This window comes from Plantactinospora sp. B5E13 (genome assembly GCF_039871775.1).
Taxonomy (GTDB): Bacteria; Actinomycetota; Actinomycetes; order Mycobacteriales; family Micromonosporaceae; genus Plantactinospora.
On record NZ_JBDPLT010000023.1, the window covers coordinates 101,633 to 113,946 of the forward strand.

General features: G+C 70.6%; 15 protein-coding genes and 1 pseudogene. 6 read left to right on the top strand and 10 right to left on the bottom strand.

Translation table 11 applies throughout. The features are described from left to right. Positions 1-5 precede the first annotated feature (5 nt). Complete coding sequence (locus ABGB05_RS21415; RefSeq protein ID WP_347655231.1) at positions 6-299, bottom strand: flavin reductase; 294 nt, start codon at positions 297-299, stop codon at positions 6-8. A 587-nt stretch (positions 300-886) separates the two neighbouring features. Here ABGB05_RS21415 and ABGB05_RS21420 point away from each other — a divergent pair. The 4 genes from ABGB05_RS21420 (at position 887) to ABGB05_RS21435 (ending at position 3,166) form a co-directional block, all read left to right on the top strand. Further along, positions 887-1,663, top strand: a complete 777-nt coding sequence (locus ABGB05_RS21420) for a helix-turn-helix transcriptional regulator (RefSeq protein WP_347655232.1) — start codon at positions 887-889, stop codon at positions 1,661-1,663. Next, positions 1,656-1,856 carry a DUF397 domain-containing protein gene (locus ABGB05_RS21425; RefSeq protein WP_347655233.1) on the top strand — a complete coding sequence of 67 codons (201 nt, stop codon included), beginning with the start codon at positions 1,656-1,658 and terminating at the stop codon, positions 1,854-1,856. Before ABGB05_RS21420 ends, ABGB05_RS21425 begins: the two co-directional genes overlap by 8 nt. A gap of 133 nt (positions 1,857-1,989) precedes the next feature. Further along, positions 1,990-2,445, top strand: a complete 456-nt coding sequence (locus tag ABGB05_RS21430) for a pyridoxamine 5'-phosphate oxidase family protein (RefSeq protein ID WP_347655234.1) — start codon at positions 1,990-1,992, stop codon at positions 2,443-2,445. A 271-nt stretch (positions 2,446-2,716) separates the two neighbouring features. Continuing rightward, the gene (locus ABGB05_RS21435) at positions 2,717-3,166 is read left to right on the top strand and encodes a group II truncated hemoglobin (RefSeq protein WP_347655235.1); all 450 of its coding nucleotides are present in this window, start codon (positions 2,717-2,719) and stop codon (positions 3,164-3,166) included. 158 nt (positions 3,167-3,324) lie between these two features. On the opposite strand, the gene ABGB05_RS21440 is transcribed toward ABGB05_RS21435, so the two are convergent. From ABGB05_RS21440 to ABGB05_RS21450, 3 genes are all read right to left on the bottom strand, one after another. Beyond that, the gene (locus tag ABGB05_RS21440; RefSeq protein ID WP_347655236.1) at positions 3,325-3,612 is read right to left on the bottom strand and encodes a hypothetical protein; all 288 of its coding nucleotides are present in this window, start codon (positions 3,610-3,612) and stop codon (positions 3,325-3,327) included. Positions 3,613-4,691: 1,079 nt separating this feature from the next. Next, positions 4,692-5,375, bottom strand: coding sequence for an N-acetyltransferase (locus ABGB05_RS21445; RefSeq protein WP_347655237.1), 684 nt, complete (start codon positions 5,373-5,375; stop codon positions 4,692-4,694). Positions 5,376-5,463: 88 nt separating this feature from the next. Then, positions 5,464-5,967 carry a glutathione peroxidase gene (locus ABGB05_RS21450; RefSeq protein WP_347655238.1) on the bottom strand — a complete coding sequence of 168 codons (504 nt, stop codon included), beginning with the start codon at positions 5,965-5,967 and terminating at the stop codon, positions 5,464-5,466. A gap of 107 nt (positions 5,968-6,074) precedes the next feature. Here ABGB05_RS21450 and ABGB05_RS21455 point away from each other — a divergent pair, with 107 nt between their 5' ends. Together ABGB05_RS21455 and ABGB05_RS21460 are read left to right on the top strand one after the other, a co-directional pair. After that, the gene (locus tag ABGB05_RS21455; protein WP_347655239.1) at positions 6,075-6,902 is read left to right on the top strand and encodes an alpha/beta hydrolase; all 828 of its coding nucleotides are present in this window, start codon (positions 6,075-6,077) and stop codon (positions 6,900-6,902) included. Further along, a complete protein-coding gene (locus ABGB05_RS21460) occupies positions 6,875-7,762 on the top strand; it encodes an RNA polymerase subunit sigma-70 (RefSeq protein ID WP_347655240.1) in 888 nt (295 codons plus the stop codon). Before ABGB05_RS21455 ends, ABGB05_RS21460 begins: the two co-directional genes overlap by 28 nt. 36 nt (positions 7,763-7,798) lie before the next feature. On the opposite strand, the gene ABGB05_RS21465 is transcribed toward ABGB05_RS21460, so the two are convergent. The 6 genes and pseudogenes from ABGB05_RS21465 to ABGB05_RS21490 form a co-directional block, all read right to left on the bottom strand. Continuing rightward, entirely contained in the window at positions 7,799-8,716 is a 918-nt protein-coding gene (locus ABGB05_RS21465; RefSeq protein WP_347655241.1) for a DUF5926 family protein, read from the bottom strand. An 11-nt stretch (positions 8,717-8,727) separates the two neighbouring features. Next, a complete protein-coding gene (locus tag ABGB05_RS21470; protein WP_347655242.1) occupies positions 8,728-9,141 on the bottom strand; it encodes an ATP-binding protein in 414 nt (137 codons plus the stop codon). A gap of 215 nt (positions 9,142-9,356) precedes the next feature. After that, on the bottom strand, positions 9,357-10,814 hold the full coding sequence (locus tag ABGB05_RS21475; RefSeq protein ID WP_347655243.1) for a PAS domain-containing sensor histidine kinase: 1,458 nt from the start codon (positions 10,812-10,814) through the stop codon (positions 9,357-9,359). A gap of 48 nt (positions 10,815-10,862) precedes the next feature. Next, complete coding sequence (locus ABGB05_RS21480) at positions 10,863-11,696, bottom strand: glycerophosphodiester phosphodiesterase family protein (protein ID WP_347655250.1); 834 nt, start codon at positions 11,694-11,696, stop codon at positions 10,863-10,865. Between the two features lie 90 nt (positions 11,697-11,786). Next, the gene (locus ABGB05_RS21485; RefSeq protein WP_347655244.1) at positions 11,787-12,122 is read right to left on the bottom strand and encodes a rhodanese-like domain-containing protein; all 336 of its coding nucleotides are present in this window, start codon (positions 12,120-12,122) and stop codon (positions 11,787-11,789) included. 92 nt (positions 12,123-12,214) lie between these two features. Then, a pseudogene (locus ABGB05_RS21490) lies at positions 12,215-12,314 on the bottom strand (IS982 family transposase); the annotation flags it as partial.

Sequence of the window (12,314 nt, forward strand, 5' to 3'; positions counted from 1 at the left end):
GTGGGTCAGCGCCGGCGGGGCACCCAGTGGAGGAGCTGCCCGACGATCAGCGCGGGGTGCCGGTCGGGCAGTTCCCGCATCGCGTGGGCGAGGTGGGCGCCGAGGTACATCAGCAGCCCGACCCGGTCGCCCTCGAAGCCGAGGAGCAGGGACAGGCGGGCCTCCCGGCACGGCCACGGGTGTTCGCACTCACCGCAGTCGTAGGTCCGGGTCGGAAGGTGTACGCCGGCCCGGCGCTCCTGCTGTCGTAACCGTCGTCGCGCCGCGGCCCGCTCCCAGCGTGCCCATGGCCCGATCACCGGTCACGCCCGTCCACCGCGCCGGGCGCGGTGCTCCTGTCCCGGGGTGAGAGCCCCTGGGCGCCCGTTGCTCAGGTACGGGCGGGTCGGCGCGTTCCAGGCGGGCCGCTGGTTGGTTGCCCGGGGGTGGTTCGGGGTTGGCGGTGTTGGCGGGGTCTGCGACGTCAGGGCGCGGATCTCGGCCCGTTCCGCCTCGGTCAGCTCGACCGGCGCAGGCGACGGCGACAGTGGCGGCGCAGGCGACGGCACCTGCGGCGGCGTGGCAGCTGGCTTCGGCGGTGCGGGGCGGCACCGGTGACCACACCGGCAGGAGCGCCAGAGCTGCCACCAGGCGCGGCGGTGTCGAGGTGTGACAGGGCGGGCGTGTCTCATCTGTTGCCTCCCGTTGGCGAGATGGAGACGGGGTGCGGCGCCGGCCTCGGACCGGCACCGCACCCCGTGGGCGCTCCGCCCGGAGTGGAGGGGGCACTGAGGGGGCGAGCGGGGCGCCTGACCTCCAGCCTGGAGGTTTCACACCTTGTAATGGAAGGCAAACAGGGTGCAATATAGATGCTTATTGCATCCCTCTCTGCACGTGGGAGTACTACGTGAATGACCTACGGGAAATTCTTCGCCGGCACCGGATCGCGCGGCGGCTGACCCAGGCAAAACTCGGCAAAGCGATCAAGGTGAGTGGATCACTGATTGCCGCGATCGAGCAGGGCCGGATCATTCCCCAGCCCGACACCGCCTTACGCCTCGACGAGTTCTTCGGCACCGAGGACGAGATACAGCAGGCCGCCGTCGAGGCCCGGAAGGACGCCCGACCGCCGTGGCTGCGGCCGTGGACCGAGCACGAGGAGCGTGCGACCCTGCTCCGCTGGTGGGAGCCGCTGCTGCTGCCGGGCCTGCTGCAGACCGAGGACTACACCCGGAACCTGCTGCGGGGCGGTTGGCTGTCGGACGAGGTCATCGACCGCACCGTCGACGTCCGGCGGGACCGGCGGGCCGTCACGGTCGACCGGCCCCAGCCGCCGAGGATCTCCGCCATCATCGGCGAGTTCGCGTTGACCTGTGGTGAGCCCGAGGTGCGTCGGGAGCAGTTGAAGCACCTGCTGGACCTGAGCCAGCGCCCGACCGTCCAGGTGCTTGTGGTCCCGACGTCCGCCGGACTACACGCCGGTCTTCAGGGTGCGTTTGTGCTGGCCACGCTGCCGGCGGGCCGCCGGGCCGGCTATGTCGACGACCAGTTGCAGGGCCGGGTGGTGACCGACAGCGGAGATCTGGACCAGTTGGAAGTATCGTGGGAGATTGTCAGCGGACTGGCCCTTCCCGTGCACGCGTCACGGGACCTCATCCAGAAGGCGATCAACGATCATGACTGACGTGGCGCCCCGGTGGCGTAAGAGCACCCGCAGCGGAACCAATCAGGGTGCCTGTGTGGAGGTGGCCGACAACCTGCCCGGCCGGGTGCTGGTCCGGGACACCAAGGACCGGGACGGCGGCACGCTGGTCTTCGGACCGGCGGGTTGGCAGGCGTTTGTCGACCTGGCAAAGCGGATCGGCCCGGTCGGCTGACCGTTCCACCTCAACACCGACGGTTCCACACCACGACGGACCTGGCCCCCGGCGTCCACTGCCGGGGGCTGTCTGCGTCTCGTACGCTGAACGGCCGCCCCTCCCCGACTGTGTTGGTGCGATCATCGGGGACATGACGGCATGGCGGGACGTCGAGCGGGCGGAGCCGGAGTTCGCGCGGCGCGTACGGGCGCTCTTCGACGCGCACCGGCACAAGACGATTGCCACCCTGCGGGCCGACGGGGCACCGCGGATCTCCGGGATCGAGACGCAGTTCGAGGACGGCGAACTGGTCTTCGGCTCGATGTCGAACGCGCGCAAGGGTGCCGACCTGCGACGAGATCCGCGTTTCGCGTTGCACAGCGCCACGGTCGACCCGGTCGAGGGCGCCGAGGCGCAGTGGCCGGGTGAGGCGAAGATTGCCGGTCGGGCGGTTGCCGTCGGACCGATCACCGAAGGCCCGGCCGGTGACCGCTTCCATGCCGACATCAGCGAGGTGGTGCACACCCACCTCAACCCGGAGGCGACGATGCTGGTCATCGAGTGGTGGACACCCACGCACGGGCTGCGTACCGTCGCCCGAGAGTGAGGTCCGGCACCGTGGCCGTGACGGATGGACCCGGCACCACCGGGGACAGCTGCAACTGGTTCGACTACAGGGCTGATATCGCCGGGCGCAAAATAACGGTCCGTGACGGCCGGGGTCGCTGCGCTGCCGCGTGGAGCGGTGCGCTCATGTCGATGACCGGACGTTGCGGCTTTCCGTGGGCCACCATGCTTGTCACAACGAGGTACGGTCGCAGCGATCGGATTTCAGGGAGCGCACCAGTCGCTCAGTCCAGGCAACAAAGGACGAGCCCATGTCTACTCTGTACGAATTTGCCGGTGGCGACGAGGCGTTGCATCGTCTGGAGGAACTGTTCTATACCAAGGTGCTGGACGATCCCGTGTTGTGCAGCGTGTTCCCCGCTCGCCAGCCGAGCCATGTCGAACACCTCACGTGGTTCACCGCCGAGTCCTTCGGCGGCCCCGACAGGTTCACCGCCGGACTGGGATTTCAGTACATCATTGACGTCCACCGCCATCTGAAGATCACCGACGAGCAGCGGGAGCGGTTCGTCGCCCTTTACCTCGAAGCGATCGATGAAGCCGGCCTACCGGACGATGACGCTTTCCGTGCGGCCGTGCGTGAACACCTCGAGTTCGGCGCCCGCGTGGCCCAGCAGAACTCGCATGCTGAGAGCGATGACCAGCTGCATCCGATCCGTGAGGTTCCCGCTTGGACGTGGCCGCGACAGTCTGAAAACTGACGGTCATCCGCGAACCCTGACGTCCTCAAGGCTCCCTCCGGCCAGCCGCCACGGACGTCCGCACATGCCGTGATCAACGCACTACGGCAAAGCGACGTCAGGTCGGCTTACCCGGCTGCCTGACACCTTGAGCCGCGTGGCGTGGTGAGGTGGGCGACTCACCCGGCATCATGCCGGTGGTATGGCTGTCGGACCTCCCGCTCCGCGAGTGCCGATTCGTAGAAGCGCAGCATGCTGGTCACCTCCTCGACAGTGCGGTCGAGATCGTCCAACGCTTCGCTGTCGCCTACGTCACGATGCAGCCGGCTGGCCACCTCGGCAAGCAGTCGGTGCAGCTCGGCGAAGGTGTCACCCTGTACATGGATGCCCGGAGAGGCCCGGCCATCCAGCCAGGTCACCGCGACGTTTCCGCCGCGCGCAAGTACCCGCGCCTGCTCATCGGTCACCCGGCGATGCTCCCATCACAGCCTGCTGAACGATCGGTCGGCATCCGCCTTCCCCGAAGAGGCACGTCAGGTGTCGGCGCCCGTCACTCTCCGTACGTCATCCGTTGACCTTGTCGAACGCGGCTCATAGCCGATGTGAGAGAGCTCTCCTTGCTCCGGTCCCAGGGATCGCCGTCAGATTCGACAACATGAACCATGACCTCAAGACCGAGGAGCGGTTGGGACCCGGTAGCGGCAGCAGCCGCTGCGGTCACTGTTGTCATGATGGTTGTATATCTGGCGGTCATAGCCCAGCAGGATGGTCAACCTGCGGCCTGGTTCGTCGTCTGCCTAACCGCAGCAGGGCTGCTGTGCACATATGGAACTGTTCGCGCGGCACCTGGACGCCGATGGGCCCTGGGAGCCGCTGCCGCGATGCTGCTGGGGCTCGGTCTTCTCGGCATACTGACGATCGGCCTGCCTGTCCTCGTTGCCGGTGTGCTTGCGGCCGTCGCCGTCGCACGCGCGTAGGGGCCCCATATCCCGTCCGACGCTGGCGGAACGCCGCCGTGAACCGGCATCGCCGTATTGCGCAATGCGCACATCCATTGGGTTTCGGGGCTCTTCCCAGACGAGGGTGTAGGCCCTGTCGGTAGCGTGGTGTGGGGACGGTCAGCGGGAGCGTAGTGCTACCCGGGTCTGGGTCTGCGCTGCTCCGCATTCCTTGCGCGAGGGGCTGGTCAACGGGTTCCGGGTTGCGGCCGCGGCTGCGGCCGGGGTTGCGACAGTGGACCTGCTCTACTGTGCGGTCGCGACAGCCACTGGCACCCTTTTCGCACGGATGATCGAGAACTACCGGGGTGTCTTCCTGGTCGTCTCTGGGGTACTGAGGCGTCGATCACCGGCCGGCCGGGCGGTCGCCGAAGGGCCGGCGGGTGACCGGTTCCACCCCGACGCCACCGCCGCCACACACCGGTCGTCGCATTTCGATGATGACCTTTCCGAACGGGCTGGTCGATTTGTAGTACTGGAACGCCGCACCGGCCTCTTCGAACGGGAACGCAAGGATTACCTGCATAATGCCGAGATCGGTGCGCTGTTCAGGACGGGTACGTGTTGCCAGGCGTCGTCGCGATCAGTACATCGGCCACCGGCTGCCAGCCAAGCGTCAGGTACAGACGTTGACCGTCCTCGCTGGCGATGAGAATGCCGTGTTCGACGCCTTCTTCGATCGCAGAATTGGCTAGTGCACCCATGACCGCGCTGGCCAGGCCCTTGCGGCGATGAGCCGGCGTGGTTTCGATCCGGTCTGCGACCGCATCCGTTCCGGCCAGTCCCATCGTGCCGCGCGCACCAACCTCTCCCGACTCGTGCCGTACCGTGGCCGTGACCACGCGGTCGGCTCCGTGTGGGTCGACCTGGGTCAGGAGCCGGTACGCGTCCACGGGCATGTTCCGCGGATGCCGGCGAAGATCGGCGGTCATCAGCAGCTCCGAGTCCTTGAGCACGACCAGGCCTGCGGCCACCAGTGCCGAGGCAGCCCTCGCCGGATCGGTGGTGGGCACGGTCAGCCAGGTGACGCTGTCCTCGCCAGCGACCAGCTCAGCCAGCCTGGTGAGCGACGCGGGGTCCTCGCCGGCATCGAGCGCGACGTACTCGACGTCGCGGCCGGGCTGCATGCAACGGACCCGCAACGCGCCGCCCACGTCTTCGGCGACGGGGAGCGCCCGGGCCACCGCCCAGCCGCGCTGCCAGCGGACGATGAGATCACGCAGGCTGCTCACCCGTCGAGTAGATCAGTCGCACCTGATCGGCCCGCCACGCCTCGGACGCACTGAGCCCGAGGTCACGCGCGCGTGGCGGGCGCTTCGCCTACGGCAGTGGCGTTGTTCCGGGCAGTGCCTTCTCCACGGCCGCGACCAGTTCGGTGGATTCCGGGGTGACGGTGGGACCGAACCGGGCCACGACCGCGCCGTCCGGCCCGACGAGGAACTTCTCGAAGTTCCACCGGATGTCGCCGGTGTATCCCTCGTCGTCCGGAGCGTCGACCAGCTCCTGGTAGAGCGGGTGCCGTCCGGCGCCGTTCACCTCGACCTTCTCGGTGAGCGGGAAGGTCACCCCGTACGTCGTTGAGCAGAACTCGGCGATCTCTTCGGCGGTGCCCGGCTCCTGGCCGTGGAACTGGTTGCAGGGCACCCCGAGCACGGTCAACCCCTGCTCGCGGTAGCGCTCGGCGAGCAGCTCCAGGCCGGCGTACTGCGGGGTCAGCCCGCACCGGGACGCCACGTTCACGACGAGTAGTGCCCGGCCCCGGTACTGGCCGAGATCCGCCGAACCGCCGCCGAGGGCGCCGATCTCCACGTCGAAAACTGACATGGGCCCGACGCTACCCCGCCGGCCACGCCGCCGGGTCGGCCGGCACCGGGTCGGCAGACACCGGGCCGCGCCGATTCCTTTCCGGTACGCCCGCGGTCGATACTCACATGGACGCGATAAGAGAGATGTACGCCCGCTGGGCCGCCGGTGACCCGGGCGAGGACGACCAGTGGGGCGACGTGACAGCCGAGCCACGCGGCCTGGACTACACGGAGGTGTCGGCGGACGGCGTGCCGGCGATGTGGCTCAGCCCGCACGGCGCCGACCCCGACCGGGTGATCGTCGCGCTGCACGGTGGCGGCTTCGTGAGCGGGTCGCTCTACACGCACCGCAAGATGTACGGGCACCTCGCGAAGGCGGCCGGCGTACGGGTGCTGCTCGCCACCTACCGACACGCTCCCGAGTTCCGCTACCCCGCGCAGATCGAGGACGCGGTCACGGCGTACCGGTGGGCGGCGGCGCGTGCCCGGAAGGTGGCGCTGGCCGGGGACTCCTCCGGTGGCGGCCTGGCCGTGCAGGTCGCGCTCCGCGAGCCCGGCGTGGCCGCGCTGCTGCTGCTGTCGCCGTGGATCGACATGGACCCGGCGCAGACCGCCACCTCGTACGAGGAGAGCGCCGCCACCGACCTGTTCTTCACCCGGCCGATGGTGCAGCGTCTCATCGCGCAGTACCTGCCCGAGGGGGTGAGCGGCCTGGCGCCGGAGGTGAACGCCTTCCACGCCGACCTGTCCGCGCTGCCGCCGGCCTACGTTCAGTGCGGCAGCCACGAGAGCGGCCGGGGTGACAGCGAGCGCCTCGCGAAGCTGACCGGTGCCCGGCTGGACGTCTTCGACGGACAACTGCACACGTTCCAGATGGCCGCCGGGCGGGCACCGGCCGCCGACGAGGCGATCGGGAGGCTGGCCGCATGGGTGCGTTCGACGTTGGGATTCTGACCGAGGTGTTCGAGGGGGAACGCCGAGGTTTGCTGACCCACGCGTACCGGATGCTCGGCACCTATCACGAGGCCGAGGACGTAGTACAGGACACGTACGTGCGGGCACTGCGCGGCTGGGAGACGTTCGAGCGGCGTTCGTCGGTGCGAACCTGGCTCTTCCGGATCGCCACCAACGTCTGCCTGACCGTGATCGAGGGCCGGGGACGCCGCGCGCTGCCGTCGGGCCTCGGCCCGGACGACCTCGGTGGGCGGCTGGAGCCGTTCCCGACGGACCCGGCCGACCTGGTGACCACGCGGGAGAGCGTGCGGCTCGCCTTCGTGGCCGGGTTGCGGCACCTCACCCCCAGACAGCGTGCCGTCCTGCTGTTACGTGAGGTGCTGACCTTTTCGGCGGCCGAGACCGGCGAGGCGCTGGACATGTCGGTGCCGGCGGTCAAGAGCGCCCTGCAGCGGGCCAGGGCCCGGCTCGCCGAAGCGGCACCGACCCGCGACGACGTGCTCGACGCCGACTCGCCCCGGGCCCGGGAACTGCTCGCCGAGTACATGGCCGCGTGGGAGGCGTCCGACGCCGACGCCTTCCGGAGGGTGCTGCACGCGGACGCGACCATCGAACCGGTCGGCTCGCAGACCTCGTACGCCGGTCGTGAGGCGTGCCTGGCCTTCGCGGCGCCGGCGATGGGTGCTCCGGGGCAGTGGCGGATGACCGCGACCGAGGCGAACGGGCAGCCCGCCGCGGTCGCGTGGCTGCGTGACGAGCCCTACGGAGTGGCCGTGTTGACGGTCACCGAGAAAGGGATCGTGGAGATCAGCCTCTTCGGAGAACCGGACCTGGCAGAACTCTTCGCCCCGGTGACCTGAGATCCGAGCGGCTGAGTGAACCAACCCGACTGACGGTTAGCGCAGGGTGAGCTGCCGCCCGAGCAGACCCTGCCGGGCCCGGCGCCCGGCGGCGTCGAGGTCGGCCGGATCGGCGAGCGCCGCCGCGTACCGCTTCGCGAAGTCGGTCAGCGGGCCCTCCCACGACTCGGCCGGGGCGTCCCGGGGGATGTCCCAGACCGGTACGAGCCGGCCGTGCGCCCGGAACATGCCGGCGAACTTCGTCCCGTCACCGAGGGTCAGTTCACCGGCGGCGGAGAGCCGGGACAGCGCGGCGAGCGCCGGGTCCTCGTCGTCCGGCAGTACCCAGCGGACGTGGCTCTTGTCGCTGACCTGGCACCAGTACGCGGCCGGCGCGGCAGCGAGCTTGACGGTCGGATAGATCGAGGCGTCGGCCCGTTCGAGGGACGCCTTCACGTTCGGGTCCTCGTCGGCGCCCGGGTCGAGCCAGAACCCGAAACCGTCGTGCATGGTGATGCCGAGCGGCCCGTCGACGAGAACGTCCTGCAGCCGGGGGCCCTCGCCGGGCAGCGCCGGCACGGAGACCGTCCCGCCGGGCTCGGTACGCAGCGCGCAGAGCAGCGCCTCGGCGAGATCGCGGGAGACGTCACCGGACTGCACGTGCCGCTGCAGGCCGACGAGGATCCGCCCGTCCGGCTTGGCGATCGCCGGCATCGCCATCGGCAGCACGGTGGCCAGGGTGACCGGCCGCTCCCCGTACTGTTCGACGAGCTCGGGGGTGAGGGTCAGCGGTGCGGAGGCCGCCGGCACCAGTTCACGGAGGGCAATCCACTCCGCCTCGTCGGCCAGCCCCTCGAAGGGGCGGGGCACGAAGATGTCGCGTACCTTCTGGCGCTTCTCCGGCCGGCCGCCGGCTCCGCCCGTCGCGGAACCGGTCGTTTCGGTGGCCCGGGAACTCTTTCGACGCTTACCCACGACGAGACAGCCTAGGCCCCTCGGACCTCCGGCGTGCACCCGACCGGGTGCTGGAGCCGGGCCCAGACGCTCTGCCCGAGGCCGTCGCGGACCACCCCCCAGTCGGTGGCGAGCGCGGCGACCAGGAACAGGCCCCGGCCGTCGGCCGAGTCTGGGCCCACCTGGCGGATCCGGGGGGTGACCCCGGCGCCGCCGTCGGTCACCCGGATCTCGACCAGGTGGCCGGTCGGGTCGTCGCGCAGCCGCCAGGAGAGCCGGACGGTGCCGCCGGGCAGCGGCGCGGCGTGGCGTACCGCGTTGCCGAGGAGTTCGGCCGCCACCGTCATCGTGTCGGCGAGCAACGCGGCCGGTACGGCGTCGGCGAGCTCGACCCGGAGCCGGTGCCGGGCGGTACGGGCACCCTGGGCGTGGTGCGGCACCGTCATGTGCCACGAGCGTTCGGTCGGCGTGTGCCGCACGGCCGAGGCGGTCGTGGCGCCGGACGCGGGGACGGCCGAGGTGCGGGCCGGCGTGTCGGGCCTCGGGACGGCCGAGGTGCGGGTCGGGCTGTCGGGCCTCGGGACGGCCGACGTGTCGGACGTCGGGACGGTGGACATGGGGGACGCCTCCTCAGCGGACCGTGGGGCCCGGATGCCGTGGGTCAACCTCGGGGCAGCCGTACCTCTGCGACCGTACCGCCGCCCTCGCGGGGACGCAGCGAAACCCATCCGTTCTGCCGCTCGATGATCCGGCGGACGAGGTAGAGACCGAGGCCGGCACCGGGATAGCGGCGCCGGTCTCCCGACTCGGCCTGCCAGAACCGTTCGAACGCCCGCTCCACATGGTCTGGACGTACCCCGATTCCCCGGTCGCTCACCCGGAACGCCACGGTCCGACGGTCCGACTCGGCGGTCAGCTCCACCCGGCTGCCGTCCGGGGAGTACTTGCCGGCGTTCGTGACCAGCTCGGTCAGGACAGTGGCCAGGCTGGCCCGGTTGCCGAGCGCCTTCGGCAGCTGCTCCGGCAGCCGGATGCTGAGCCGGTGACGCAGGTCCGCCGGCAGGTCGGCCACAGCCGCCCGCAGCGTCTCGGTCAGGTCGAAGGGTACCGGCGGCGACCCGCCGACCGCGCCCGCGTCGTTGGTGCTGGAGAGCAGCCGGTCGATCAGCCGGGCCAGCTCGCCGGCCCGCTGACCGATCAGCGCCGCGGCCTGCCGCCGGTCCGACTCGGAGAGCGAGTCCCAGTGCGCGGTCAGGGTGTCCGCGTACCCCTTCACCACGGTGACCGGGGTACGTAGTTCGTGGCTGGTCACCGCGACGAAGAGATCCCGGTCATGGTCGCGGAGGTCCTGTTCCCCGCTGTCTGAGAAGGTGACCACCCGGGCGCCGGCGCCGGGCAGCTCCCCCGAGGTGATCTTCAACCAGCGGCCGTCCGGCAGGCGGTGGTCGAGCACCTGACCCGGCGGCGGCACCGGGAACGGCAGCCGTCGGTCGACCAGCTCCGCGACACGCAGACCGGTCACCTGCTCCGCCGCCGGGTTCCAGAGCTGGACGGTGCCGTCCCGGCCGACGATCGCCAGACCGTCGGCGAGCGCGGCGACCACGCTGCCGTCACCGTGCACCGGCAACCCGGTTTGGTCCCGGTACAGGTGCGCCACGCACGCGGCCAGGTAGCCCAGCACCGCCTGGTGCTCGGCGCTGCCCGGCCGCTCCCGGTCCGGATAGAGGGCGTGCAGACTGCCGATGGTCAGCCCGCCGATCTCCACCCGGGCGGCGAGCAACTGCCCCAGGCCGGAGTCGTCCAGTTCCTGGGCCAGCTCGGGCGGAAGTACGTCGATGCCGAGTGCCCGTACCCGAGGGCCGGTCAGCAGCTGCTCCGCCATCCCGTCGGCGGCCGGAAGCGGACGCCCCACCGCCCACTCGACGCTGCCGGTGGCGGCCACCACCCGACCGCCGCTGGGTGCGTACTCCACGAACGCGACGCCGGGTGCGCCGAGGGCCCGCGCGGCGACCTGGAGCAGGCGGTCGAGAACCGGCAGACCCACCTCACCCGAGTCGATCGCCTCCAGCATGGTCAGCTGCCCGGCGAGGAGAGCGGGGTAGTCGGGGTGCTGCGCCATGCCCCGAGTCTGCCCGTCCGGTCGGACTTTGGGCAGTGGCCGGCAGCGTCAGCGGCCCAGCCGGTCGAGCACCATCGCCGGCCGGTCGGTGATGATCCCGTCAACCCCACGGGCCAGGGCGAGGTCGAGGGCCGGTTCGTCGTTGACGGTCCAGACGTAGACCCGATTACCGGCCGCGTGCAACGCCGGGACCAGACCGGGACGGTTACCGAGCAGCTTGAGACTCGGGCCGGCGATCCGGGCACCGTACGGCAGCCGGCCCCGCCGGACGACCGGGGGCAGCAGGTCCATCAGCAGTACGGTGGCCAGGCGCGGGGCGAGCCGGTGGACCTGTCGAACCGCCAGGGGTGAGAAGGACATCACGGTCGCCCGTACCGGATCGTCGGGTCGGGGATCGGCGAGCCCGTACCGGTGCAGCAGGGTGACCAGCCGCCGCTCGACGGCGGAGCCGGACCGGCTCGGGTGTTTCGTCTCGATCAGCAGTTCGATGTCGCGGCCGGCGTCCCGCACCGCGCCGAGCAGCGTGTCCAGGGTCAGCAGTCGGGTCCGGGCCGGGTCCGGCGGTACGTCGTCGGCGGCCCCCGTCCCGGTGTGCCACGAGCCGTAGTCGAGCCGTTCCAGTTCGGCCAGGGTGTACGCGCTCACCCGGCCCCGCCCGTTGCTGGTCCGCTCCAGCCGCCGGTCGTGTACGCAGACCAGGTGGCCGTCGCGGCTGAGTCGGACGTCACACTCCAACCCGTCCGCGCCCTCCTCGATGGCCCGCAGGTACGCGGCGAGGGTGTGCTCCGGCAGGCTCGCCGAGGAGCCCCGGTGCGCGAAGACGAGCGGACGGCTGCCAGACCGGAGGCCCGCCGTCGGCCCGTCGGCCCGTGGACGTGGCAGACCCGCCACCGGTCCGTCGGCCCGTGGACGTGGCAGACCCGCCCGTACGCCCCGCTGACTGCTCAAGGAGCCACCATCTTCGGGCGCTCCTCAGATGACCCGCGCCGGCTGGTCGTCCTCGCTCTGCATCGGCTGGCCGCTGGCGGCCCAGTCGCGCATCCCGCCGTCGAGGTTGCGGACGTTGTCCCAGCCGTTGTTCATCAGGTAGCCGACCACCTGGCCGGAACGGCCGCCGGACCGGCAGACCACCACGACGTCGCCGTCGGTGGGGATTTCGGACATCCGGGCGGGGATCTCCATCATCGGTAGGTGGTGGGCGCCCGGGGCGTGCCCGGCCGCCCACTCGTCCGGCTCGCGGACGTCGAGGAGGTAGGCGTCGGCCGGCACCTGGGCGGCGGTCACGGAGGGAAGATTGGCTGCGAACACGGTTACCAAGCGTAGACCCGTCGACGGGCCGGCACCGCTCGGCACCGTGCCGGACGCGCCACCTAGATGATTGAGTCCTAAATCTTTGCTGGTCAATGGTCGTACGCGATGAGTGATCGTGGGTTGGGTGCGCCGATGTTGGTGTTGTGCCAGATCACAGCGGCCAGAGCGAGGAGGCGCTGACCGACGCGG

Bases quoted from the DNA above. Each gene is read 5' to 3' on its own strand.
- ABGB05_RS21425 (WP_347655233.1), top strand. From the start codon at position 1,656: ATGACTGACGTGGCGCCCCGGTGGCGTAAGAGCACCCGCAGCGGAACC.
- ABGB05_RS21430 (WP_347655234.1), top strand. From the start codon at position 1,990: ATGACGGCATGGCGGGACGTCGAGCGGGCGGAGCCGGAGTTCGCGCGG.
- ABGB05_RS21435 (WP_347655235.1), top strand. From the start codon at position 2,717: ATGTCTACTCTGTACGAATTTGCCGGTGGCGACGAGGCGTTGCATCGT.
- ABGB05_RS21450 (WP_347655238.1), bottom strand. From the start codon at position 5,967: ATGTCAGTTTTCGACGTGGAGATCGGCGCCCTCGGCGGCGGTTCGGCG.
- ABGB05_RS21455 (WP_347655239.1), top strand. From the start codon at position 6,075: ATGGACGCGATAAGAGAGATGTACGCCCGCTGGGCCGCCGGTGACCCG.
- ABGB05_RS21460 (WP_347655240.1), top strand. From the start codon at position 6,875: ATGGGTGCGTTCGACGTTGGGATTCTGACCGAGGTGTTCGAGGGGGAA.
- ABGB05_RS21470 (WP_347655242.1), bottom strand. From the start codon at position 9,141: ATGACGGTGCCGCACCACGCCCAGGGTGCCCGTACCGCCCGGCACCGG.
- ABGB05_RS21475 (WP_347655243.1), bottom strand. From the start codon at position 10,814: ATGGCGCAGCACCCCGACTACCCCGCTCTCCTCGCCGGGCAGCTGACC.